Source organism: Pannonibacter sp. Q-1 (genome assembly GCF_054073275.1).
The window spans coordinates 1-22,503 of record NZ_JBSXNB010000002.1; the positions used below are offsets into that span (position 1 = coordinate 1).

The following is a 22,503-nucleotide window of genomic DNA, read 5'->3' on the forward strand; positions in this document are numbered from 1 at the left end:
CGGAAGCCTGCTCCGGCGCCTGAACTTAACCATCTGACAAAAATAGCCTTTCCTAGCTATCTATGTCAGCCCCAAAATTTTTTCCTGTGTCAAGAGTTGCTTGTTCTGGCGACCTGAGTCGGAAGGAGAGAAGAGTGGACGTCATCGATTTGCGTGGGTAGATGATGGGCGAGACCACGCCATAGGCCGTGAAATAGGTTACCTCTTGGCAAAGAATTTACTGCCTCGCTTGGATGCTAGCGATTTTCCGGAAGATATCATTAGATTGCTGAAATCTCCAGAAAAGCTGCCACACATAACATCTTTAGCCGCAACCGCATTTCAGGTGGTGCGCCTTTGGCCTGATCATCAGCCCATGGCTTTCAGGCAGATGCGCTATGCAATAGCCAGCCGAGAGCCATTAAGCGTGTATCCCGCTTTTGTTGCGTTGAGGCAGTTCATCGAAAACGCAACGGTAGCCACAAAATTCCCTAGTGAGATCAAAGAGCTTTTGCTTCATGCCTGTGAACAGCGGACCCAGCCGGGGTTGAGCTTCACTCTAAATCTGCTCGGCGACATGTTCGAACGTGGCCAACTGAATGGCGATGATATTGATCGCCTATCAAGCGCATTGCGACATGTACTCAATGAGTATCGCTACGACCAAAAAAATCTGGAAGTTCCTGCAATGGCCGATCTGCCGCGAGTGCGGAGAGAAGTACATCGACTTTCGGAAATGCTATCGAATTATTGTTCGGACTTAAAGGACCTCAAATCAGAGCTTGAAAAAGACCCACTTCCGGAAGTCCGTAACCTGAAATTGATGTACGATGCCGAGTAGTCCATGAACTTGTTTTGATAGTGCGCACAGCCCTCCTTGAGCTAATGCACGCCCCCCATCCCCAAACAAAAAAAGGCGGATGAGGCTGCTGCTCTCATCCGCCTTCAGTCGCGGGGGGAAGTTTGGGGGTAGGGAGGAGGTCAGGGGGGATCAGCCTTCAACCGGCATGCGGACGAGGACCGAGACACCGCCGCCGGGGCGCTGTTCCACCGTGGTGGTGGTGGAGATGGTGCGCACCGTGCGCTCGCCGTTGAGGGTGGCAAGGCAGGCGGCGGACCAGTTGCCCCAGCTCTGGCCGTCACAGGCGGAGGGAAGACTTGCTTCGATCCGGTTGCCCTTGGTGGCCTGAACGGTCTGGGTGGTTTCGAACTGGGCGAAGGCCAGCGCCACGGAGGCAAAGACGCCGAGGATGGCCAGCGCAAAAAGTCCGGCAACTCCGGCGAAGCTCAACTTGGCAATGTTGAAGCTGGCGGTATCGGAAACATGCGGTGTAAAGCTGTGCTGCGTCGTCATCTGGCTCTCTCCTGCCATCTGGTCAGGTTGTGAGAGCATAACACCTCAAAAACGGCTTTGGTTCCGTGATGGGTATCACAAGATGACACGAAATGAGCGGCTGGCCGCCACGATCATGCCAAAACTTACCTTTGGTCATGCCTGATGCGGCGGCCTGCTGTCTGGATCAGAGGACCAGAATAAGGGGGCCAGAATTCAGAGAGCCAGAATTCAGAGCGCAGGGCCGCCATTGCGCGGCTTGTCGTCGCGGGCGCGGTAGGAACAGGCCGGCTCTTCCTTCAGGAACCTCAGTTCGGCGCAGCCATGGGGATCCTTCACGGCCGGCTTGCCGGGTGTCAGCGCATGAGGGGGCAGAGGGGCTGCGATCGTGTCGATACGGGCAATGCCCGCGCCCATGAGGAGGACAAGTCCGGCCAGCGCCGCCAGCCAGAAAGCAACAGGAGTTGAGACGCGCGAAGAGAGCCCGTCTCTCAGGGAGGAGAGGAATGTGGTGTTCATGATGAGCCGGATATGGGCCTGTTGCCGGTCATTGTCCAGCCAAGCTGGCTAAACAAATTGTCAACGTTATGTGAACATGTTGAAACTGTGTTCAGTGATTACCGCTCCGGTTTCGCGGCCTTGAGCGGGACTGGCGCAGCTGTGCCGGAGCGCTTGCCCGGCCGCCGCAAGGGCGCTATCACTTTGCCATGACACGTACCGCCCTTTACGCCGGATCCTTCGATCCCATCACCAACGGCCATCTCGATGTGCTTGCCCAGGCGCTCAGCCTTGCGGACAAGGTGATCGTTGCCATTGGTGTCCACCCCGGCAAGACGCCGATGTTCTCCTTCGAGGAACGGGCGGATCTGATCCGCGCCTGTGTGGCAGACAGGCTCGGGGCAGGGGCCGGGGAGCGGGTGTCCGTGCTGTCCTTCAGCGGTCTGGTGGTGGAAACGGCGAAGGCCGAGGGCGCCTCCCTGCTCATTCGCGGCCTGCGTGACGGCACGGATTTCGACTACGAGATGCAGATGGCGGGCATGAACGGCACCATGGTGCCCGATGTTCATACCGTTTTTCTTCCCGCCTCACCGGGGGTGCGTCACATCACTGCCACGCTTGTGCGTCAGATCGCGCGCATGGGCGGTGATATCACTCCCTTTGTCCCGGCACCGGTCGCAGGCCCGCTTGCGGCCCGGGCTGCGGAAAAGGGCTGATCCGTCAGCCGTTCCAGCTTTTTTGTTGTATCAGGAGCATCGCGTGAAACGCCTTTTTGCTTGCCTTGCGGTCATCATGTCGCTCGTCCTCGCCCCCGCGATGCCGCAGGCGCAGACCCTCGACCCTCAGAACACCCTCTATCTGGACCTGAAGGATGGCCGCGTCGTCATCCGTCTGCGTCCGGACCTTGCGCCCAATCATGTGGAGCGAATCAAGAAGCTGACCCGCGCAGGCTTTTATGACGGCCACGTCTTCCACCGCGTCATCGACGGCTTCATGGCCCAGACGGGTGACCCCACCGGCACCGGCATGGGCGGTTCCGAGGAGCCGGATCTGGCGGCCGAGTTTTCCCGCACACCGTTCAAGCGCGGCACGCTCGGCATGGCCCGCGCCGCCTCGCCCAACAGTGCCAATTCGCAGTTCTTCATCATGTTCGCTGATGGCGACTGGCTGAACGGCCAGTATACGGTCTGGGGCGAAGTGGTCGAAGGCATGGAATTCGTCGACAAGATTGCCAAGGGCGAGCCGCCCGCCAACCCGGACAAGATCATCAAGATGACGGTTGCTGCCGACGCGGGTTGACCGCGGCGCTGCGCAGGCTAAAACCCGTTCATACACAAGCATCCGAACTGGAGATCCAAGTGGCAGACTACAAGGACAGCGAAAACACGCTCCTGATGGAAACGACCAAGGGAGCCGTGGTCATTGAAATGCGTCCGGACCTTGCGCCGAACCACGTGGCCCGCATCAAGGAACTGGTCCGCGAGGGCTTTTACAACGGCATCGTCTTCCACCGCGTGATCGAGGGCTTCATGGCCCAGACCGGCTGCCCGCACGGCACCGGCACCGGCGGCTCGGGCCAGAAGCTGAAGGCTGAGTTCTCCAAGGAGAAGCACAAGCGCGGCACCTGCTCCATGGCCCGCGCCATGGACCCGAACTCCGGCGACAGCCAGTTCTTCATCTGCTTCACCGACGCGCCCTGGCTCGACGGCCAGTACACCGTCTGGGGCGAGGTGATCTCCGGCATGGAAAACGTCGACCAGATCAAGCGCGGCGAGCCGGTCCGTGACCCGGACAGCATCGTGTCGCTGAAGGTTGCGGCGGACGCCTGACATGATCAGCGCACCGGCCTCTTCTTATCCGGTGCTGAGAGTTGCGAGGGCAGCAAGCAATCTTGCTGCCCTTGAGCATTTCTATTGCGATGCTGCCGGGCTTGCCGTGCTGACGCGGTTTGCCGGCAACGCGGGGTACAGCGGTTTCATTGCCGGAGCCGCGCATGCGCCCTGGCATCTCGCCCTGTTCATGCGCGAGGGGCTGACGGTGCCGCGTTGCACGGACAAGGAAAGCCTGCTGGTGCTCTACCTGCCGGACAAAGGCTTGTGGACCGCCAGCGTTGACCGGATGCAGGCAAGCGGTTATCAGCCTGTGCCGCCGGAAAATCCCTATTGGGCCGAAGCAGGCATGACATTCGAGGATCCGGACGGGCACCGGCTGGTGTTCCAGAACCGTGGCTGGGACCTCTGACTGTCACGCAGCCCCCGGCGGGATGCCGTTTGATCCCAGGACCCCGCACCCATGCGCGTTGACGATTTCGACTTCGACCTGCCGCCCGAGCGTATCGCCCTGAGGCCCGCCCGGCCGCGTGACATGGCGCGCATGCTTCTGGTGCGCCCGCAGGGCGGGCCTGTGCTGGAGGACCGGGGCGTTCTAGATCTGCCCGCGCTGCTGCAGCCCGGTGACGCGCTTGTCTTCAACAACACCAAGGTGATCCCGGCGCAGCTGGAAGGCACGCGCCAGCGCGGTGAGGCCATCGCCACCATCGGCGCCACGCTGCATCTGCGCGCCGGTGCCGACCGCTGGTGGGCCTTCGTCCGCCCGGCCAAGAAGCTGGTTCCGGGCGACCGGGTGCGCTTTGGCTCGCAAAGCGAAGGCATGGCCTGCATGGCAGGTGTGCTGGACGCGACCGTGGCGGAGAAGAAGGACACGGGCGAGGTGCTCTTCGTCTTCGATCTTTCGGGCCCCGATCTTGACGCGGCCATTCACGCCACCGGCCACATTCCGCTGCCGCCCTATATCGCGGCCAAGCGCGGCGAGGATGCGCAGGACCGGGAAGACTATCAGACCATCTATGCGGAAAAGGAAGGCGCCGTGGCCGCGCCGACCGCCGGCCTGCATTTCACGCCGCGCCTGTTCGAGATGCTGGATGCACGCGGCATCGAGCGCCACACGGTGACGCTGCATGTGGGCGCAGGCACCTTTCTGCCCGTGAAGGCCGATGACACGGACGCGCATGAGATGCACGCCGAGTGGGGCGAGATTTCCGGTGAAACCGCTGCGGCGCTGAAGGCGGTGCGGGCGCGGGGCAACAAGGTGGTTGCCGTCGGCACCACCTCGCTGCGCATTCTGGAGAGCGCCGCGCAAAGACCCGGCGGCCTTGCCGCCTTCCGGGGCGAGACCCGCATCTTCATCACGCCGGGCTACCGCTTCCGCGCCATTGATGCGCTGATGACCAATTTCCACCTGCCGCGCTCGACGCTGTTCATGCTGGTGTCCGCCCTCAGCGGCCTTGATACCATGCGCGCGGCCTATGCCCATGCGATTGCCGATGACTACCGGTTCTACAGCTATGGCGACAGCTCGCTGCTGTTTCCCGCTGCCGGAAGCATCGCCGCCCAGGATGAGATCGACCGATGACCGGTGACACCCAGCGCTTCTCCTTCCGCCTGCTTGCAACCGATGGCATGGCCCGGCGGGGAGAGATCACCACGCCGCATGGCCTCGTGCGCACGCCTGCCTTCATGCCCGTCGGCACGCAGGCGACCGTCAAGGCCATGTATACCGATCAGGTGCGCGCGCTTGGCGCCGATGTGGTGCTGGGCAACACCTATCACCTGATGCTGCGCCCCGGTGCCGAGCGTGTGGCCCGCCTTGGCGGTCTGCATCACTTCATGAAGTGGCCGCACACCATCCTGACCGACTCGGGCGGCTTCCAGGTCATGTCGCTGGCGCAGCTGCGCAAGCTGGACGAAACGGGCGTGAAGTTCCAGAGCCATATCGACGGCCAGCGTTATCACCTGACACCGGAACGCTCTGTCGAGATCCAGGGGCTGCTCGGGTCCGACATTCAGATGCAGCTGGACGAATGCATCGGCCTGCCGGCGCCTGAAAAGGAAGTGCAGCGAGCGATGGAGTTGTCGCTCCGCTGGGCCGAACGCTCGCGGGCCAAATTCGAGGCCATGGGCGGCGTTGAAAAGGGGCAGGGGCTCTACGGCATCGTGCAGGGCGGCGACGTGCCGCATCTGCGTATCCGCTCTGCGGAAAGCCTCGCTGCCATGCCCTTCGAGGGCTATTCGGTCGGCGGCCTTGCGGTAGGCGAGCCGCAGGAGGTGATGCTGCGCATGCTGGAAGTCACCACGCCGGTGATGCCGGTGGACAAGCCGCGCTACCTGATGGGCGTCGGCACGCCGGACGACATTCTGGAAAGCGTTGCGCGGGGCATCGACCAGTTCGACTGCGTGATGCCGACCCGCGCCGGCCGCCATGGCCTTGCCTTCACCCGACGCGGCAAGATCAACCTGAAGAATGCGCGCCACGCCGATGATCCGCGCCCGCTGGACGAGGAAAGCGACTGCCCGGCGGCGCGCGACTATTCACGCGCCTATCTGCATCATCTGGTGAAGGCGGGCGAGGGGCTGGCTGCCATGCTGCTGACGTGGAACAACCTTGCCTATTACCAGCAGCTCATGCAGGGCATGCGCGACGCCATCGAGGCTGGCCGCTTCGAGGATCACCGCCTCAGCGTCAAGGAAGGCTGGGCCAGGGGCGACCTGCCGCCGCTGTGATGGGTCCCGGACCGCACATCCCGCGCCGCCCCGGCCTTGTGCCGGGGCCTGTTAGGGTGGCACCACGTTCGCCCCATCGGACGTCAGGCCTGCGGCCCGCAGGTTCGACATGGAATGTCACTGCGTCCCTGACAGGTCCCGGCTCAGAGGCCGGGACGGCGCGTGAGGAGGGGATGCGGGCCGTGGTGTTTGCCCCATGCGCCGCAGGCCAGTTGACTTCCAGAGAAAACCTCAGGCCTGAAAGCCCTTGTCCTTGCGCAGGATGCAGCCGGAGATGCCCCAGGTGCCGTCTTCCCGCTGTGCGAAGGAATAAAGCGCCAGCCAGTCGTCACCATCGGGACCGGTGACGAAGACCTCCTGCACGGGGCCGCTTTTCGTCTGGCGCAGCTTGCCGAAGCTGACGCTCTTCGGCCGGTAGACCGGCATGTAGACCTCCTTCACCATGTTGATGAAGATGTCCGGCGTCATGAACTGCTGCTGCAATCCGGGCGTGGCAAATGAAAAGGCCCCCGCAGCGTCATTGCGCCGGAAGGCCTGCATCTGCTGCTGGATAAGCTGGCGAAACTCCTGGCCCGAGGCCTCTTCGGCCTGGACCGCCTGAGGCCCGAGCCTCAGCGCTGCCGGGTCCGGGGACAGCACAAGGCCCAGATTGCCGCATAGAACCCACATCACCCCCCACATCACCCTTCTGGCCACCTTGTTCATGGCGCGTCTCCTCGCGTGTGGAACATGAGAAGATTACGCCAGAAAACGGCAAAGAGATCTGCCTGTTTCGTCACGTTTTCGGGAGGAGAGCGGGGGTGGGACAGAGAAAAACGGCGGCGGGAAACTGTTTGCCGGGGAAGGGCCGTTGTTCCGGGCTCTGCGGTAAGCTCCACTCAGGCCAATTTGAGCTGCGGAAACAATTCTCACCGCTCTGCAAGCGAGTGGTCCCCGGATCTCCGCTTCGCTGCGTCCGGGGCGACGCTGAATGGGTGGGATATCTGTGCATCACTCTGCAGCATGCGGCATAGACCGAGAGTACTGCCCTGCCAGCAAACACTGGGAGTCACCCCGGCCAAGCGCAGCGCGAGCCGGGGACCACTCGTTTGCAGAGGGCTGCTGTTGTCTGCAGCCGCGCGGCAGTTTTTGCAGCAGAGCGTCAATCTCACAGCTTTCAGAGCGCATGTTTTCCGAAAAATATGCCCCCTAAAGCCTGAAAAGCAACGCGCTCACGCAAAAGGGGCGGATTGCTCCGCCCCTTGAATTGCTCTGCTTCCGGATAGCTGTTTATTCGGCGGCCTTGGCGCGGGTCAGGTCGGACATGATCGTCATCAGCTCGCCGGAAATGTCGGACTGTTCGAGGCCGAAGGCGATGTTGGCGGCGATGAAGCCGATCTTCGAGCCGCAGTCATAGGAGCGGCCCTCGAACTGAAGCGATGTGAAGGTCTGGTTCTCCATCAGCTTGATCATGCTGTCGGTCAGCTGGATCTCGCCGCCTGCGCCCTTCTCCTGTTCGGAGAGCAGCTTGAAGATTTCCGGCTGCAGGATGTAGCGGCCGGTGATCATCAGGTTGGACGGAGAGGTGCCCGGAGCCGGCTTTTCCACCATGCCTTCGATCGGCATGGCGCGGCCGCGCGGACCGCCGCTGGCCAGCTTGACGATGCCGTACTGGTGGGTCTGGTCTTCCGGCACTTCTTCAACGGCGATGACGTTGCCGCCGCGCTCGTTGTAGACGTCGACCATCTGGGCGAGGCAGCTCTTCTGCGACTTGACGATCACGTCCGGCAGCAGGATGGCGAAGGGCTCGTCGCCGATGATGTCACGGGCGCACCAGATGGCATGGCCCAGACCCAGCGGCTCCTGCTGGCGGGTGAAGCTGGTGCTGCCCGCATCCGGGCGGATCTTGTCGAGAAGTTCCAGCGCAGCGGCCTTGTTGCGGCGGCGCAGGGTGTCTTCCAGCTCGTAATTGATGTCGAAATGATCTTCGATGACGTGCTTGTTGCGGCCCGTCACGAAAACAATGTGCTCGATACCGGCGGCACGGGCTTCGTCCACCACGTGCTGGATGATCGGGCGGTCAACAATCGTGAGCATCTCTTTCGGAACGGCCTTGGTCGCGGGAAGAAAACGCGTACCGAGACCTGCCACCGGCAATACGGCCTTGCGGATCGGTCTGCTCATGGAAAATACTCCTGAAACACGTGGACTGTTTGTCCGGTCAATATGCTGTAGGTTGCTCACGCTGGCGCCGAAACATGGCAGGATTGCAGGCAACACCTCCTGAATATCAAATTTTTCGCAAATGCGAAACGGGGTTGCTTGGGGTTCTGCGGAGTTGCGGCAGGGGCAAAAGGCCTGTATGCAGACCCCGTTGGCCCCTACGCCCAAAGGATGATCTGCGCATGGTGACTCCGAACAAGGAAGTCGTTGTTGGCAACGTCACATTCTCCAATGACGCGCCTTTCTCCCTCATTGCCGGTCCCTGTCAGATGGAAAGCCGCGCCCACGCGCTGGAGATGGCAGCCGCAGTGAAGGAAATCGCCGGAAATCTCGGCATACCCGTTGTTTTCAAGAGCTCTTTCGACAAGGCAAACCGCACCTCGCTGACGGGCAAGCGCGGCATCGGCCTCAAGGAGGCTCTGCCGGTTTTCGCCGAAGTGCGCGAGACCTTCGGCATGCCGGTGATCACCGACATCCACAACGAGGCCCAGTGTGCGCCGGTTGCGGAAGTTGTTGATATCCTTCAGATCCCCGCCTTCCTCTGCCGCCAGACGGACCTTCTCGTCGCCGCTGCCCGCACGGGGCGGACGGTGAATGTGAAGAAGGGCCAGTTCCTGGCGCCCTGGGACATGGCCAATGTGCTGGCCAAGATCGTCGAGAGCGGCAATCCGAATGTGCTGCTCACCGAGCGCGGCGCGTCCTTCGGCTATAATACGCTTGTCACGGACATGCGCTCTCTTCCCATCATGGCGCGCACCGGTGCGCCGGTGGTGTTCGATGCCACCCACTCGGTTCAGCAGCCGGGCGGGCAGGGCGCTTCCACAGGCGGTGACCGCACCATGGTGCCGGTTCTCGCCCGTGCGGCTGCCGCTGCAGGCATCGCAGGGCTCTTCATCGAGACCCATGACGACCCGGACAATGCTCCGTCCGATGGTCCGAACATGGTGCCGCTGAAGGACCTGGGCGCGCTGCTTGCTCAGGTGCGCGACATTGACCGCGTGGTGAAGGCTGCCGCGCAGTCCTGACCTTTTGCCCTTGCCGTGGCCGCTGCCGGCTGCCGGGGGATGTGAATGCGCCGGACAATTGTCCGGTCCCTACCTTGCCCGTGCCGGAGGGCCGGCCGGGCTGATCTCGAGGAGATACGAATGACCGCCATTGTCGATATCACGGCGCGCGAAATTCTGGACAGCCGCGGCAATCCGACCGTTGAAGTGGACGTGCTGCTGGAAGACGGCGCCTTTGGCCGCGCCGGCGTGCCCTCCGGTGCTTCGACCGGTGCGCATGAGGCTGTCGAGCTGCGCGACGGCGGCTCCCGTTACCTGGGCAAGGGCGTGCTGAAGGCCGTCGATGCCGTCAACGGCGAGATCTTCGACACCATCGGTGGCCTCGACGCCGAAGACCAGATCCACATCGATCAGACCATGATCGAGCTGGACGGCACCCCGAACAAGGCCCGCCTTGGCGCCAACGCCATCCTCGGCGTGTCGCTGGCCGTTGCCAAGGCTGCTGCCCAGTCCTCCGGCCTGCCGCTCTACCGCTATGTCGGCGGCGCCTCCGCCCGCCTGCTGCCGGTGCCGATGATGAACATCATCAACGGCGGCGCCCATGCGGACAACCCGATCGACTTCCAGGAATTCATGATCATGCCGGTGGGCGCGGAGAACTTCTCCGAGGCGCTGCGCATGGGTGCGGAAGTGTTCCACACGCTGAAGAAGGCTCTGAAGGACGCCGGTCACAACACCAACGTGGGTGACGAAGGCGGCTTTGCGCCGAACCTCGAATCGACCGACGCTGCCATCGGCTTCGTCATGAAGGCCATCGAGAAGGCCGGTTACAAGCCGGGTGAGGACATCTACCTCGCGCTCGACGCCGCTTCCACCGAGTTCTACAAGGACGGCAAGTACGTTCTGGCCGGTGAAGGCAAGACGCTGGACTCGGACCAGATGGCCGCTTACCTCGCCGACCTCAGCGCCCGTTATCCGATCATCTCCATCGAAGACGGCATGGCCGAAGACGACTGGGCCGGCTGGAAGGCCGTGACCGAGCTGTGCGGCAACCGCGTGCAGCTGGTGGGCGACGACCTGTTCGTGACCAACACCAGCCGCCTGCGCCAGGGCATTGCCAGCGCCACCGCCAACTCGATCCTCGTCAAGGTGAACCAGATCGGCTCCCTGACCGAGACGCTGGACGCCGTGGAAACCGCCCACAAGGCCGGTTACACCGCCGTCATGTCGCACCGTTCGGGCGAGACCGAGGACGCAACCATTGCCGACCTCGCCGTTGCCACCAACTGCGGCCAGATCAAGACCGGCTCGCTGGCCCGTTCCGACCGGCTTGCCAAGTACAACCAGCTGCTGCGCATCGAGCAGGAACTGGGCTCCCAGGCCCGTTTCGCCGGCCGCTCCATCCTGAAAGCTTGATTGGCCTGAAGGCCTGATTGGCCTGACGGTTTGATCAGTCTGAAGGACAGCTGAGTTTGAAGCCCCCGGAACCGGAAGGTTCCGGGGGTTTTTGTTGCGGCGCCGGGTGGCGCGTTGGAGGAACAAAAAAAGCCCCCGGAACCTCGCGGCGCCGGGGGCTTTTCAATCTTTAGACTGCCTGCCGGATTACTCCGCAGCGGCCTTGGACTTGGCGGGCTGCTCCAGCGCCACGACCTGGCGGCCGTCGAAGGCGAGGGCGATTTCGCCGCGCTTGAGCTTCAGGGCCATCTCGCCGAACATTTCGCGGCGCCAGCCTTCCAGCGCAGGCACGCTGGCCTGATCATCGGCGGCGATCTGCTCCAGATCTTCGACCGTCGCGATCACCTTGGCGGCAACGCCCTGCTGTTCGCTGACGAGCTTCAGCAGCACCTTCAGAAGGTCCACCGCGGCGGCAGAGCCATCGGGCGCCTGACGGCCCTTGGGCAGCTTCGGCAGCTTCTCCTTGGGCAGGCTCATGGCGGCGTTGACGGCCTTGAGGATGTCCTCGGCCTGTTTGGAGCGTTCGAAGCCGCGCGGGATGGTGCGCAGGCGGCTGAGGGCGTCCGCATTGACCGGCTGCTGGGCGGCAATCTCGTAGATGGCATCATCCTTGAGCACGCGGGAGCGCGGCACGTCGCGGGACTGGGCCTCGCGCTCGCGCCAGGCGGCCACTTCCATCAGCACGGCGAGTTCGATGGGCTTGCGCACGCGCATCTTCAGGCGCTGCCAGGCGTCTTCCGGTTCGGTCCGGTAGGTGCCCTCCGACAGCAGCACCTGCATTTCGTCGCCCACCCAGCTGATGCGGTTCTGTTCGGCAAGGTTGGCCTTGAGGAACAGATAGACGTCGCGCAGGTAGGTGACGTCCGCCAGCGCATATTCCAGCTGCTTCTGCGTCAGGGGCCTGCGGGCCCAGTCGGTGAAGCGGGACGACTTGTCGATGCGCGCACCGGTGATGCGTTGCACCAGCTGGTCATAGGAGACCGAGTCGCCAAAGCCGCAGACCATTGCCGCGACCTGAGTGTCGAAAAGGGGCGTCGGGATCAGGCCGCCGAGATGATAGACGATCTCGATATCCTGCCGGGCGGCATGGAACACCTTGATGACGGACTGATCGCGCATCAGCTCGAAGAAGGGCGCAAGGTCAAGCCCGGTGGCCAGTGCGTCGACGATGAAGGCGTCATCCGGGCCAGCCAGCTGGATAACGCAGAGCTTCGGCCAGAATGTCGTCTCGCGCAGGAATTCCGTGTCCACAGTCACGTAATCATGGGCGGCAAGGCGCTTGCAGGCGTCGGCGAGGTCAGATGTGGTCGTGATCAGATTCATGGTAACTCTGGTCTATACCGCAGACTTGCCATCTTGTCGCCATGAAACCGTCAGCCTCTTGTAATGTGCGCCGGCGAGGTTGCATGAGGGAAACACCTGCGCAAAGCTCAGGTTCCGGAGGACAGCTTCATGCGCAGGATTCTCATCGTCAACAGCAAGGGCGGCTGTGGCAAGACCACGTTTGCCACCACGCTTGCGGCTGCCTTCGCCGTGCGGGGCGAGCGGGTGTTTCTCGCTGATGCCGACCGGCAGCGCTCGTCGCTGGGCTGGCTCAAGCGCCGGCCGCAAGGCCTGCCGGTGATCCATGGGCTCGACTGGAGCAAGGGAGAGCATGACATGCCGTCCTTCAGCCAGGGGGTCATCTTCATCGATGGCCCCGGCGGCCTGCGCGGTGAGCGGGCAAAGGATCTTGTGGGGGAGGCCGATGACATTGTCGTGCCGCTGATGCCGTCGGCCTTCGACTGGGACGCGACGGCAGCGTTCCTGAAACGGCTCGCGGAAATGAAACGCATCCGCAAGGGCAAGGCGGAAATTCTCGTCGTGGCCAACCGGGTCCGGCGCAGCCGGGCTGATCAGCTTCTGCTGCAGCAGCAGGCGCAGGAGGCAGGCTATCCGCTGCTGACCGAAATTGCCGACCGGGTGATCTATGCCCGCCATGCTGCCAGCGGAACCAGCGTCTTCGATCCGCCGGCAGCTCCCGCCGATGTTCTGGCGCAATGGCATCCGCTCATTCAGGCGCTGGATTGAAACGGGGTTTGTGCCGTTTCCGGCGCTGACGTCTTTATGGCTTCCAGGCTCCATCACGCCGCAGTATGAGCCGGAGATGTGTTGAGCCTTGCCACTCAATCCCGGCGTCGCCCCGGACGAAGCGAAGCGCAGATCCGGGGACCACTCATTCGCAGAGGGATGAGACTGTTTCGAAGAGTAAAGGCATGCGAGGGTTCATTTCCCAGCCTGACGGCTTCGGACGATGGCCTCTCTCTGCAAGCGAGTAGTCCCCGGCGCGCGCTGCGCTTGGCCGGGGCGACGCCGTGAGGATACACTCCCTCACGGCTTTTCCTTTGCGCCTCCCGATCCCGCCAGCTTGGCGAAGAAGGCGGAGGTGCGCAGGAGGGAGCGGAAGCGGCTGCGGCGGCCTTCGGCCGGAACGCCTTCGCGCTGCATCATCCGCATCACCGTGTAGACCATGAACAGCCCCTGCACGGCGGCGGTGTACCAGAAGAGGGAATGCGGCCCGTAACGGCCCATCAGCATCGAGGCAAAGAGCGGTCCGGCAATGGCCCCGACCGACCAGAAAAACAGGGTTCCGGCCGAAACAAGCGCATGCTGGCCGGGGGCTGCGTGGTCGTTGGCATGGGCCGAGCACAGGGAATAGAGCGGCATGGCGAAGGCACCGAAGGCGAAGATGCCCAGATAATTGAGCCAGACACTTTCGCCCGCCACCTGCGCCAGGAAAATGCCGGAGACGAAGGAGCCGAAAGTGGCGATGAGGATGATCAGCCGCCGGTCCAGTTTGTCCGAATAATGCCCCAGCGGATATTGCAGCACCACACCGGCAAAGATGCCCGCGCTCATGAAGGTGGCGATCGAGGTGACCGTCATGCCGATGCCGTCCGCATAGACGGGGCCAAGCGAGCGGAAGCTGGCGTTGGTGAAGCCCACAACGATACAGCCGATGGTCGCCAGGGGCGAGACACGCCACAGCACCCGCACATCGAAGCGCACATGTTCGGGCACCGCCGGGCTGGTGCGATCGGTGAGGGAGATCGGCACCAGCGAAAGTGTCAGCGTCATGGCGATGATGACGAACAGCTCGAAACCGCTGACCCCGACCGCCGGGATGATGTACTGGCCCAAGGTTACCGCGCCGAGATCGACAAAGCGGTAGATGGAAAGCGTGCGGGCGCGGTTGGCATTGGTGACGCGCGCATTGAGCCAGCTTTCCACGACGGCAAACAGTCCGGCGATGCAAAGCCCCTGAACGAGGCGCATCAGGAACCAGGGCAGGGGCGCGATATAGAGCAGCATCAGCATGGAGGCGGCGGCGGCGATCGCTGCCAGGGCGCAGAAGGCGCGGATGTGGCCGATGGCCCGGATGATCCGCGTGATATAGATGCAGCCGATGGCGAAGCCGATGTTGTAGCCCGTGCCGATGACGCCGATGGTCTGCGGCGAAAAGCCTTCCTCCAGCGCGCGCAGCGAGATGAAGGTTCCCTGCAGCCCGTTGCCGCCGATGAGAATGCCGGCGGTGGCAAGCAGGGGAATGAGCGGGCGGATCGTTGACATCGGTTTCTCTGGAAGGCGCGTTGCGATTGCGGGCCGGCGCTTTGCTGCTGCGCTCTTGGACCTCTGGTCAGTTCTGGGTGCGGCGGTGCCTGGCCCCGACTCAAAGGCCGCAGGCCGCCTGCAATTCCCTTGTATCCCGTTGTACTCTGCGTTTGCCGGTGAAAACAGTTCACGAGGTGAATGGACACTTCACGGAAAGTGATCGGTTGGCGCGCACGGCTCTGGCGCGGTATGCCCCGGAAGGGCTGGAACGGGGGAGGAAACCCGCCTGCGTCTTGACTTTGGCGGCACAACGTGGCTTGTCGCTCGCACGATTGCGTGCCCTTTTGCGGGGCGCGCTCCTTGTTCATTGCCGAGATTGTCGAGGACTGCATGCACCGCTACCGGAGCCACACTTGCGGCCAATTGCGCGCGAGCCACGTTGGGGAAACCGTTCGCCTGTCGGGCTGGGTTCACCGCGTGCGCGATCATGGCGGGCTTCTTTTCATCGACCTGCGTGACCATTACGGCATCACCCAGTGCGTGGTTGACCCGGACAGCGCCGCCTTCAAGCTGGCTGAAACCGTCCGCTCCGAATGGTGCATCCGCATCGACGGCGAGGTGAAGGCCCGCACGGCAGAGACGGTGAACACTGGCCTGCCGACCGGCGAGATCGAGCTGTTCATCCGCGACATGGAAGTGCTGGGCGCTGCCAAGGAACTGCCGCTGCCGGTGTTCGGCGAGCAGGAGTATCCGGAAGACGTCCGCCTGACCTACCGCTTCCTCGACCTGCGCCGCGACACGCTGCACAAGAACATCGTCAAGCGCACCCAGATCATCGCCGCCATGCGCCGCGAGATGACCAAGGGCGGCTTTACCGAATATTCGACGCCGATCCTCACCGCCTCCTCGCCGGAGGGGGCGCGTGACTTCCTGGTGCCGAGCCGCATTCATCCGGGCACCTTCTACGCGCTGCCCCAGGCGCCGCAGCAGTACAAGCAGCTTCTGATGATGGCGGGTTTCGACCGCTATTTCCAGATCGCTCCCTGCTTCCGCGACGAGGACCCGCGCGCCGACCGTCTGCCGGGCGAGTTCTACCAGCTCGACCTGGAGATGAGCTTCGTCACGCAGGAAGACGTGTGGACCACCATGGAACCGGTGATCCGCGGCATCTTCGAGGAATTTGCCGAAGGCAAGCCGGTGACGCAGACCTTCCGCCGCATCGCCTATGACGATTCGATCCGCATGTTCGGCTCCGACAAGCCGGATCTGCGCAACCCGATCGTCATGCAGGAGGTGTCCGACCACTTCCGCGGTTCGGGCTTCAAGATCTTCGCCCGCATGCTGGAAGACGAGCGCAACCAGGTCTGGGCCATTCCGGCCAAGACCGGCGGCAGCCGCGCCTTCTGTGACCGGATGAACTCCTGGGCGCAGGGGCAGGGCCAGCCGGGCCTCGGCTACATTTTCTGGCGCAAGGAAGGCGATGTGCTGGAAGGCGCAGGCCCCATTGCCAAGAACATCGGCGAGGAGCGCACCGAAGCGATCCGCCAGCAGCTCGGCCTTGAAGATGGCGATGCCGCCTTCTTCGTCGCCGGTGATCCGGCGAAGTTCTACAAGTTTGCCGGCGAAGCACGCACCCGCGCAGGCGAGGATCTGAACCTCGTCGACCGTGACCGGTTCGAGCTGTGCTGGATTGTCGACTTCCCGTTCTATGAGTGGAACGAGGACGAGAAGAAGCTCGATTTCGCCCACAATCCCTTCTCGATGCCGCAGGGCGGCATGGAGGCGCTGGAGAACCAGGACCCGCTGACCATCAAGGCCTATCAGTATGACATGGTCTGCAATGGCTTCGAGATTGCGTCCGGTTCGATCCGTAACCAGTCGCCGGAGCTGATGGTCAAGGCCTTCGAGAAGGTGGGCCTCAGCGCCTCGGACGTGGAAGAGCGCTTCGGCGGCCTCTACCGCGCCTTCCAGTATGGCGCACCGCCGCATGGCGGCATGGCCGCTGGCGTGGACCGCATCATCATGCTGCTGGTCGGGGCAAAGAACCTGCGCGAAGTGTCGCTGTTCCCGATGAACCAGCAGGCGCAGGATCTTCTGATGGGCGCGCCGACGCCGCCCAGCAACGAACAGCTGCGGGAGCTGCATCTGCGGCTTAACCTCCCGGCCAAGTGATCTGATGCTGCGCCCGCCGAAAAGCGGGCGCAGCCGTATTATCCGGCGGTGATCTTTGCGCTCAGAGCGCGGACCGCTGCAGACCAGAGGCGTGAAACGTGAGCGTCAAGACCTGGTTTCAGGACCCGGACGGCACCTATGAGGTGATCCGGCGTCTCGTTTCCGAAAATGCCCGCGCCCATGTGCCGGGCTATCTCCTGTCCTTCCTGTTCATGGGCCTCGTGGCCGGTTCGACCGCTGCCAGCGCCTGGATCATGCGCGACGTGATCAACGAGGTCTTCGTCAACCGTGACCAGTCCATGGTCCGGCTGATTGCCTTTACGGTGATGGCCATCTTCGCGGTGAAGGGGATCTCGACCTACGGCCAGCAGGTGACGATGAGCCGGATCGGCAATGCCATTGTCGCCGATTGCCAGCGCCGCCTGTTCCGCACCATCACCCGGCAGGACATGGCCTTCTTCGACCGCACGCCGTTGGGTGATCTGGCGACGCGGCTTTCGCACAATGCACAGGCCGCCCGCAGCGTGCTGGACATGGTGGTGCTGTCGCTCGGACGAGATCTGTTGAGCGTTGTCGGGCTCGTCGCCGTCATGGTCATTCAGGACCCCGGCCTCAGCGCCATCGCGCTGCTGATCATGCCGCCCGCCGTCTTCGGTGTGTCGCTGCTGGTCCGGCGGGTGCGCAAGCACGCCAAATCCCAGTTCGTGTCCACCACCAAGATCGTTTCCGCCGTGCAGGAAACCGCGATCGGCGTGCGCGTGGTCAAGGCCTTCCGTGTGGAGGACCGGATGCGCGCCGAGATGGACAAGGCCATCACCGATGTGGAGCGCCGGGCCAACCGCATTGCGGCGCTGACGGCCCGCACCTCGCCCTTGATGGAATCTCTCGGCGGCTTTGCCATTGCGCTGGTCATTCTCTATGGCGGCTTCAGCGTCATCGAGCAGGGCAAGGATCCGGGAGGGTTTTTCTCCTTCATCACCGCGCTGCTGCTCGCCTATGAACCGGTGAAACGCCTCGCCCGCCTGCATGTGAACCTCAGCTCCAATCTGGTCGGCGTGCGCCTCATGTTCGAGATGCTGGACCGCCCGCCCGCCTTCGAGGATGCGCCGGATGCCGTTGAGCTGAAGACCGGCAAGGGCGAGGTCCGGTTTGAGGGCGTGCATTTCACCTATGGCGACAAGCCGGTTCTGACCGGGCTCGACCTGGTGGCGCAGGCTGGCAAGGTAACGGCGCTGGTCGGCTCTTCGGGGGCCGGCAAGTCCACCACCTTCTCGCTGCTGGAGCGGTTCTACGACATCCGCACGGGCCGCATTCTGATCGACGGTCAGGACATCCGGCAGGTCACGCTCGCCTCCCTGCGCGACCAGATCGCGCTGGTGACGCAGGATACCTTCCTCTTCGACCTCTCCATCCGCGACAACATCGCCCTTGGCCGTCCCGGCGCCGGGGATGCGGATATCATCCGCGCGGCGGTGGATGCCAATGCGCATGAGTTCATCGAGGCAATGGAGCAGGGCTATGACACCTTCGTGGGCGAGGGCGGCGGACGGCTGTCCGGCGGCCAGCGCCAGCGCATCGCCATCGCCCGTGCCATGCTGCGCGACGCGCCGATCCTGCTGCTGGACGAGGCGACCTCGGCGCTGGATGCGGAATCGGAAGCCAAGGTGCAGGGTGCGCTGAAGCGCCTGATGCAGGGCCGCACCACGCTCGTCATCGCCCACCGGCTTTCCACCGTGCGCGATGCGGATTGCATTGCCGTGTTCGACCGGGGCCGCGTGGTGGAAACCGGCACGCACGAAGCGCTTCTGGCCCATGATGGCGTCTACCGGCGGCTTTACGATCTGCAGTTCCGCGACACGGCGAAGGGGTGATGCGTGATGGCAGGCAGCTGACGCCCTTTCGGGCCTGGCCAAACGGTCAAAGCGGTGCGTCCGTGACAGTGACCCGCATCACGTCGCCCAGCACCAGGAACTCCTCCACGCCGGTCCGGCGCGCCGTGAAGACGACGGCGCGTGCAGGTGTCTCGCCCTTGCAGAAATTGCTGTTGCGTCTGACGATCCCGCCGTCCGAGAAATCGCCGATGCGGCTGACGGGCAAGCGGGTCAGCACATACTCCCAGTCTGGTGGCAGCTTGCCACAGTCGCCGCGCTCGCCGTGAATGACGATGCTTTCGCCCACGGCCATGGACACATGCGGGCGCAGCACGATGAGAGGGTAAACCGGGCCGGAGTGAAACCAGAGCCATGGTTCCGCCCTGTAGAGCTCCGAGGCGCCGATTCCGCACAGGAACATCAGAAGACCAAAAGCGGCTCCACGCAGTTTTGCTGGCCGTAGAGAAATATCCGCCACCAGGGCCGGCGGTACCAGGCCCGGAGGCGGGGCCGGCTGCAACGGCCCAACCTCGAACGCCTCCTGGTCCTTCTCAAGCTCGTCTTCCGGGCCGTTGCCGGTGCTGCCGCCAGTTTTGTCCTCAAGCTCCCGCGCCTTGGCATAGAGAGCGTTCCACCGGGCGCGCAGGGCGGGGCTGCGCTGCACATTCATCAACTCGGAAAGAATCATGAAATTCCGCTGCCGGGGAATATGCCGGCCGGCGCGCCAGTTGCGCAGGTTCCTGACGGCCGTTTCGAAGTGCGTATCTTCTCTTTTGCCAAGGCGGCGGCAAAGCTCGCTACCCAGACGGGCATTGTCATAATCACCGGACTGGTTGCACAGCTCATCCAGCAAGAGGTGCCATCTGTCGATTTCAGGCCCGTTGTCAGCTTCCCCTTCGCCCATTCCTGCCCTCCAAGAAATAGCTCAAGTGTTTGAATTCAAAATCTAAACATCCGGAAATTTTCCGCTTTTACCGTTGCTATCAGGTTTTTCAATTGACTTGGGTGGGGCTAGAATAAACCAATGGTTCCTGTCAGTCATACTGAAAAGGAAATCATCTGATGAGCCCCGTTATCAGACTTTCAATCGCAGCATTCGCCCTTGTGGCAGTTACCGCTTCTGCTCACGCAGAATGTAGTGGTTCAAACGGCCGCGGGTGGGGAACGGGAAATGGCAAGGGAAGCTTCGAAATGACTTCCGCCGACAAGGTTTGTAAAATCAGCTTTCCCGGATTTATTGATGAGGCGAAGAAAACACGCGAACCTGCCACGGATGTAACCATCACCCGGCAGCCGAAAAACGGGAAGGTGTCGGTGGTGAAGGGGCAGGGGTTGATCTATACGCCTGCGCACAACTTCAAGGGTGAAGATCAGTTCTGCACCAAGAACACGACGCCCAAGGTGAAGGGCAAGAGCCTCTCCGGCTGTATCACCGTCATGGTGAAGTAAGGAGAACTGACCCTGTCAACGTGATGGCGGCGTGAGCTGATCCGGAGCTGCCGGATTGGCAATATGCGACCGGAAAACAGAAACGCCGGGCAGAGGGATCTGCCCGGCGTTCTTGTTTGCTGTGTCAGCTGTGCTGTTCCCGGTGCGTGAGGCGCGCCGGGAACGGGGGTTACTTGGCCGTGGCGCTTGCGCCCAGCAGATCCGGAAGGGTCTGCGGAGCGGTGGCGCCTGCACCCAGAAGCTGCGTGACCGGGACCGGTGCTTTCGGCGCCATTTCGATCACGATGTTCTTCGGGTCGGCGGCAAAGGTGCGGGCAGCCTCCAGCAGTTCCTCGCCGAAGCGGGTGCCGGTGAGCGGACCCATGTCCTGCGCCATCGCGTCGACGAGGCCGGCGGCGAGCTCTTCCTGGGTGAGGCCCGCCTCGTCCGCCTGAACGCCGATGAAGGCCGACAGGACAGCGAGATTTTCAGCTTCGATACGGCCAGACTTAATGCTGGCGGTTGCCAGGGCCAGCTGCGCCAGTTCCGGGTTCTCGAAGATGTCCTTCGGGATACCGCCGATGGTGAAGGTCATGTGGATCCTGCCGCCGTCCTTCATCTCAAGGCTCAGGTCCTTGAGCGTCAGGTCACCTGTTGCTTCATCCCAGTTCATTTCGAAGTTCTGGTCGATGACCACTTCGGTGATGTTGAGGCGCGCGGCCAGGTCCTGGAACTGCGGGTCGGGCACAATCGCCGCCGGGAAGCGCAGGCCCTTGATGACAAGGCCAGCCTCGGTCGGGATGCGGTTGATGTGGCCCTTCTCGGTCTGGCGGTAGGTGTCCAGAGCGATCTCCTGATCGCCGATGGCGGCCGCCTTGACCGAAACGCCCAGAACCTCGGCCAGACCGATGATCGGGCGGGCATCGAGAATGTCCTGCACGGAGGGCTCCATGCCGCTCATGCTGGCAATGGAGATCCGCACGAGGGAGTCCATCAGCGGGAAGTCGATCTCGCCCACCGCGATGCGGCCAAGATTGATCTCGACCTTTTCCTGCGGCTTCGTCACATCGACCTTGAGGCCGTCGAAGGCAACAATGCCGAGGCCGTTGCTGCTGATGTCCTTCATCTCGAACTTGTCGAGACCGCCGCTCACGTCCGGAGCGGTGAAGCTGACACCATTGACGGCCATGCCGTCGGCCTTGAAGAACTGCAGCGAGGCGAGGGCGGCCTTGCCGGCCTCGTCGCTGTCAACGGCATCTTCATCCAGCACCAGCTGGTCAAGATAAGGCCAAAGGGGCAGGGTTACCGCCTTGGTGATGCTCATGGGATCCGCGGTGAGGCTGTCGATCTTGACGTCGACGCTGGCGACGTTGACGGTCATCTCTTCAACGGTCTGGCTGCCCATGATGGTCAAGCGGCTCGGGTCGGAGCCCTGGCCGATCAGGGTCAGCAGCGGCATGAAGTCGATGTCCTTCACCACCTGCTTGCCGATCGTCATGGTCATCTGGGCCATCTGGCCGCCGGGTTCCAGGGGCATGAAGTCCTGGGTCTGGACCGTCTTGCCGACCGAATACTCGTCGATCCGGAAATCCTTGTACCCGGTCATCGCATAGTCTTCGTAGACGGTCTTCTGGTTCATGCCGTCCGGGCCGGTCATCTCCAGTGTCATCGTCTCGATGTGATAGCGGTCACCCTTGCCGTCCAGCAGCGTGCGGGCAATGTCGAAGTAACGGGTCACCGGGCGCTGCGGATCTTCCGGCACATCGGGGATGCGGCTCCAGGCCATGCCTTCGGCCACATAGCCGGTCTGGCTGAGGATGATCCTCACCGGTTCGGCAGGCTTTGCCTCCGGTGCGGCGGCCTCGGGAGCCTCGGCGCTTTCGCCAGCTTCGCCTTCGGCCGGTGCATCCGCAGTCTCGTCTTCCGGGTCCGGGATCTCCAGCGTGGTCTGCCGGTGTGAGGACGTGTCGAAGAACTTGCCGGGGATTTCAACGTCTGCCTGGGCTGTTCCCGGCACGGAAATCCTGGCGGCCTCGTAGCCCTTGTCCGTCTCGGTCATGCCCTCGAAGGAAACGGCGTCAATGCCCAGCTTCACGTCCACCTTGTCCTCGCCGCCGGGCAGCGGAATGGCGAACTCGATCTTGATGCCATGGATGGTGACGTCATTCCCGGTTGCACCGTCTTCGGCGCGTTCATAGCTGGCAACGGAAGCCCCCATGCTGGTGAAATCCGCCATCCAGCGGTCCACCAGCACGCTGGCCTGGTTGGCAAAAGCGTGCGAGGGCAGCGACATGACCAGCACCACCGTGGCGGTGCGGGCGCTGAAGCGGGTGAAGATCGGGTTCGGCAACAAGGCTTGGCCTCCTTTTGTGAAAATGCAAAGCGCGGCAGTTCAGTCAAACCGCCGCGCT

Annotated in this window: 21 protein-coding genes; 13 read left to right on the forward strand and 8 right to left on the reverse strand. The window is 62.9% G+C overall.

Annotated features, from left to right (window positions below; all coding sequences use genetic code 11):
* Window positions 1–205: 205 nt before the first annotated feature.
* Window positions 206–820 carry a hypothetical protein gene (locus tag ACVNHC_RS03970; protein ID WP_457166494.1) on the forward strand — a complete coding sequence of 205 codons (615 nt, stop codon included), beginning with the start codon at window positions 206–208 and terminating at the stop codon, window positions 818–820.
* Between the two features lie 150 nt (window positions 821–970).
* On the opposite strand, the gene ACVNHC_RS03975 is transcribed toward ACVNHC_RS03970, so the two are convergent.
* On the reverse strand, window positions 971–1,333 hold the full coding sequence (locus ACVNHC_RS03975) for a hypothetical protein (protein WP_123194327.1): 363 nt from the start codon (window positions 1,331–1,333) through the stop codon (window positions 971–973).
* A gap of 210 nt (window positions 1,334–1,543) precedes the next feature.
* A complete protein-coding gene (locus ACVNHC_RS03980; RefSeq protein ID WP_152967457.1) occupies window positions 1,544–1,831 on the reverse strand; it encodes a hypothetical protein in 288 nt (95 codons plus the stop codon).
* A gap of 188 nt (window positions 1,832–2,019) precedes the next feature.
* On the opposite strand from ACVNHC_RS03980, the gene coaD reads away from it, so the two are divergent.
* The 6 genes from coaD (at window position 2,020) to tgt (ending at window position 6,369) form a co-directional block, all read left to right on the forward strand.
* Window positions 2,020–2,526: a pantetheine-phosphate adenylyltransferase gene (coaD, locus tag ACVNHC_RS03985; protein ID WP_186393408.1), complete on the forward strand. Its 507-nt coding sequence runs from the start codon at window positions 2,020–2,022 to the stop codon at window positions 2,524–2,526.
* A 100-nt stretch (window positions 2,527–2,626) separates the two neighbouring features.
* A complete protein-coding gene (locus tag ACVNHC_RS03990) occupies window positions 2,627–3,109 on the forward strand; it encodes a peptidylprolyl isomerase (RefSeq protein WP_050471842.1) in 483 nt (160 codons plus the stop codon).
* A gap of 95 nt (window positions 3,110–3,204) precedes the next feature.
* Window positions 3,205–3,639 carry a peptidylprolyl isomerase gene (locus ACVNHC_RS03995; protein WP_457166904.1) on the forward strand — a complete coding sequence of 145 codons (435 nt, stop codon included), beginning with the start codon at window positions 3,205–3,207 and terminating at the stop codon, window positions 3,637–3,639.
* A gap of 1 nt (window position 3,640) precedes the next feature.
* Window positions 3,641–4,051 (forward strand): VOC family protein, encoded by a 411-nt coding sequence (locus ACVNHC_RS04000; RefSeq protein WP_197717615.1) that lies wholly within the window; start codon window positions 3,641–3,643, stop codon window positions 4,049–4,051.
* Window positions 4,052–4,102: 51 nt separating this feature from the next.
* The gene (gene queA / locus ACVNHC_RS04005; RefSeq protein WP_457166495.1) at window positions 4,103–5,221 is read left to right on the forward strand and encodes a tRNA preQ1(34) S-adenosylmethionine ribosyltransferase-isomerase QueA; all 1,119 of its coding nucleotides are present in this window, start codon (window positions 4,103–4,105) and stop codon (window positions 5,219–5,221) included.
* On the forward strand, window positions 5,218–6,369 hold the full coding sequence (gene tgt, locus ACVNHC_RS04010; protein ID WP_457166496.1) for a tRNA guanosine(34) transglycosylase Tgt: 1,152 nt from the start codon (window positions 5,218–5,220) through the stop codon (window positions 6,367–6,369). The genes queA and tgt overlap by 4 nt, the downstream gene beginning before the upstream one ends.
* Before the next feature lie 231 nt (window positions 6,370–6,600).
* Here the strand turns inward: tgt and ACVNHC_RS04015 are convergent, their stop codons facing one another.
* Window positions 6,601–7,074: a DUF4864 domain-containing protein gene (locus ACVNHC_RS04015; protein ID WP_457166497.1), complete on the reverse strand. Its 474-nt coding sequence runs from the start codon at window positions 7,072–7,074 to the stop codon at window positions 6,601–6,603.
* Window positions 7,075–7,638: 564 nt separating this feature from the next.
* Window positions 7,639–8,532 carry a UTP--glucose-1-phosphate uridylyltransferase GalU gene (gene galU / locus ACVNHC_RS04020; protein ID WP_050471457.1) on the reverse strand — a complete coding sequence of 298 codons (894 nt, stop codon included), beginning with the start codon at window positions 8,530–8,532 and terminating at the stop codon, window positions 7,639–7,641.
* 221 nt (window positions 8,533–8,753) lie between these two features.
* Between galU and kdsA the strand changes: the two genes are divergently transcribed.
* Both kdsA and eno read left to right on the forward strand, forming a co-directional pair.
* Complete coding sequence (kdsA, locus tag ACVNHC_RS04025; protein WP_050471458.1) at window positions 8,754–9,596, forward strand: 3-deoxy-8-phosphooctulonate synthase; 843 nt, start codon at window positions 8,754–8,756, stop codon at window positions 9,594–9,596.
* A 120-nt stretch (window positions 9,597–9,716) separates the two neighbouring features.
* Window positions 9,717–10,991 carry a phosphopyruvate hydratase gene (eno, locus tag ACVNHC_RS04030; RefSeq protein ID WP_334249725.1) on the forward strand — a complete coding sequence of 425 codons (1,275 nt, stop codon included), beginning with the start codon at window positions 9,717–9,719 and terminating at the stop codon, window positions 10,989–10,991.
* A gap of 186 nt (window positions 10,992–11,177) precedes the next feature.
* On the opposite strand, the gene rnd is transcribed toward eno, so the two are convergent.
* A complete protein-coding gene (gene rnd, locus ACVNHC_RS04035; protein WP_055455474.1) occupies window positions 11,178–12,353 on the reverse strand; it encodes a ribonuclease D in 1,176 nt (391 codons plus the stop codon).
* 129 nt (window positions 12,354–12,482) lie between these two features.
* Between rnd and ACVNHC_RS04040 the strand changes: the two genes are divergently transcribed.
* A complete protein-coding gene (locus ACVNHC_RS04040; protein ID WP_457166498.1) occupies window positions 12,483–13,100 on the forward strand; it encodes a nucleotide-binding protein in 618 nt (205 codons plus the stop codon).
* Window positions 13,101–13,400: 300 nt separating this feature from the next.
* Here the strand turns inward: ACVNHC_RS04040 and ACVNHC_RS04045 are convergent, their stop codons facing one another.
* On the reverse strand, window positions 13,401–14,639 hold the full coding sequence (locus tag ACVNHC_RS04045; RefSeq protein WP_457166499.1) for an MFS transporter: 1,239 nt from the start codon (window positions 14,637–14,639) through the stop codon (window positions 13,401–13,403).
* Between the two features lie 372 nt (window positions 14,640–15,011).
* On the opposite strand from ACVNHC_RS04045, the gene aspS reads away from it, so the two are divergent.
* Together aspS and ACVNHC_RS04055 are read left to right on the forward strand one after the other, a co-directional pair.
* A complete protein-coding gene (aspS, locus tag ACVNHC_RS04050; protein WP_457166905.1) occupies window positions 15,012–16,793 on the forward strand; it encodes an aspartate--tRNA ligase in 1,782 nt (593 codons plus the stop codon).
* Between the two features lie 98 nt (window positions 16,794–16,891).
* Entirely contained in the window at window positions 16,892–18,664 is a 1,773-nt protein-coding gene (locus ACVNHC_RS04055; protein WP_457166500.1) for an ABC transporter ATP-binding protein, read from the forward strand.
* 46 nt (window positions 18,665–18,710) lie between these two features.
* On the opposite strand, the gene ACVNHC_RS04060 is transcribed toward ACVNHC_RS04055, so the two are convergent.
* On the reverse strand, window positions 18,711–19,568 hold the full coding sequence (locus ACVNHC_RS04060) for a hypothetical protein (RefSeq protein ID WP_457166501.1): 858 nt from the start codon (window positions 19,566–19,568) through the stop codon (window positions 18,711–18,713).
* A 158-nt stretch (window positions 19,569–19,726) separates the two neighbouring features.
* On the opposite strand from ACVNHC_RS04060, the gene ACVNHC_RS04065 reads away from it, so the two are divergent.
* Window positions 19,727–20,113, forward strand: a complete 387-nt coding sequence (locus ACVNHC_RS04065) for an Ig-like domain-containing protein (protein WP_457166502.1) — start codon at window positions 19,727–19,729, stop codon at window positions 20,111–20,113.
* A gap of 169 nt (window positions 20,114–20,282) precedes the next feature.
* Here the strand turns inward: ACVNHC_RS04065 and ACVNHC_RS04070 are convergent, their stop codons facing one another.
* Window positions 20,283–22,445: a hypothetical protein gene (locus ACVNHC_RS04070; RefSeq protein ID WP_457166503.1), complete on the reverse strand. Its 2,163-nt coding sequence runs from the start codon at window positions 22,443–22,445 to the stop codon at window positions 20,283–20,285.
* Window positions 22,446–22,503: the final 58 nt, after the last annotated feature.

What these genes read in the sequence shown, in the direction of transcription:
- ACVNHC_RS03975 (WP_123194327.1), bottom strand. Translation starts at nt 1,333, where the DNA reads ATGACGACGCAGCACAGCTTTACACCGCATGTTTCCGATACCGCCAGC.
- ACVNHC_RS03980 (WP_152967457.1), bottom strand. Translation starts at nt 1,831, where the DNA reads ATGAACACCACATTCCTCTCCTCCCTGAGAGACGGGCTCTCTTCGCGC.
- coaD (WP_186393408.1), top strand. Translation starts at nt 2,020, where the DNA reads ATGACACGTACCGCCCTTTACGCCGGATCCTTCGATCCCATCACCAAC.
- ACVNHC_RS03990 (WP_050471842.1), top strand. Translation starts at nt 2,627, where the DNA reads ATGCCGCAGGCGCAGACCCTCGACCCTCAGAACACCCTCTATCTGGAC.
- ACVNHC_RS03995 (WP_457166904.1), top strand. Translation starts at nt 3,205, where the DNA reads ATGGAAACGACCAAGGGAGCCGTGGTCATTGAAATGCGTCCGGACCTT.
- ACVNHC_RS04000 (WP_197717615.1), top strand. Translation starts at nt 3,641, where the DNA reads ATGATCAGCGCACCGGCCTCTTCTTATCCGGTGCTGAGAGTTGCGAGG.
- queA (WP_457166495.1), top strand. Translation starts at nt 4,103, where the DNA reads ATGCGCGTTGACGATTTCGACTTCGACCTGCCGCCCGAGCGTATCGCC.
- tgt (WP_457166496.1), top strand. Translation starts at nt 5,218, where the DNA reads ATGACCGGTGACACCCAGCGCTTCTCCTTCCGCCTGCTTGCAACCGAT.
- ACVNHC_RS04015 (WP_457166497.1), bottom strand. Translation starts at nt 7,074, where the DNA reads ATGAACAAGGTGGCCAGAAGGGTGATGTGGGGGGTGATGTGGGTTCTA.
- galU (WP_050471457.1), bottom strand. Translation starts at nt 8,532, where the DNA reads ATGAGCAGACCGATCCGCAAGGCCGTATTGCCGGTGGCAGGTCTCGGT.
- kdsA (WP_050471458.1), top strand. Translation starts at nt 8,754, where the DNA reads ATGGTGACTCCGAACAAGGAAGTCGTTGTTGGCAACGTCACATTCTCC.
- eno (WP_334249725.1), top strand. Translation starts at nt 9,717, where the DNA reads ATGACCGCCATTGTCGATATCACGGCGCGCGAAATTCTGGACAGCCGC.
- rnd (WP_055455474.1), bottom strand. Translation starts at nt 12,353, where the DNA reads ATGAATCTGATCACGACCACATCTGACCTCGCCGACGCCTGCAAGCGC.
- ACVNHC_RS04040 (WP_457166498.1), top strand. Translation starts at nt 12,483, where the DNA reads ATGCGCAGGATTCTCATCGTCAACAGCAAGGGCGGCTGTGGCAAGACC.
- ACVNHC_RS04045 (WP_457166499.1), bottom strand. Translation starts at nt 14,639, where the DNA reads ATGTCAACGATCCGCCCGCTCATTCCCCTGCTTGCCACCGCCGGCATT.
- aspS (WP_457166905.1), top strand. Translation starts at nt 15,012, where the DNA reads ATGCACCGCTACCGGAGCCACACTTGCGGCCAATTGCGCGCGAGCCAC.
- ACVNHC_RS04060 (WP_457166501.1), bottom strand. Translation starts at nt 19,568, where the DNA reads ATGGGCGAAGGGGAAGCTGACAACGGGCCTGAAATCGACAGATGGCAC.
- ACVNHC_RS04065 (WP_457166502.1), top strand. Translation starts at nt 19,727, where the DNA reads ATGAGCCCCGTTATCAGACTTTCAATCGCAGCATTCGCCCTTGTGGCA.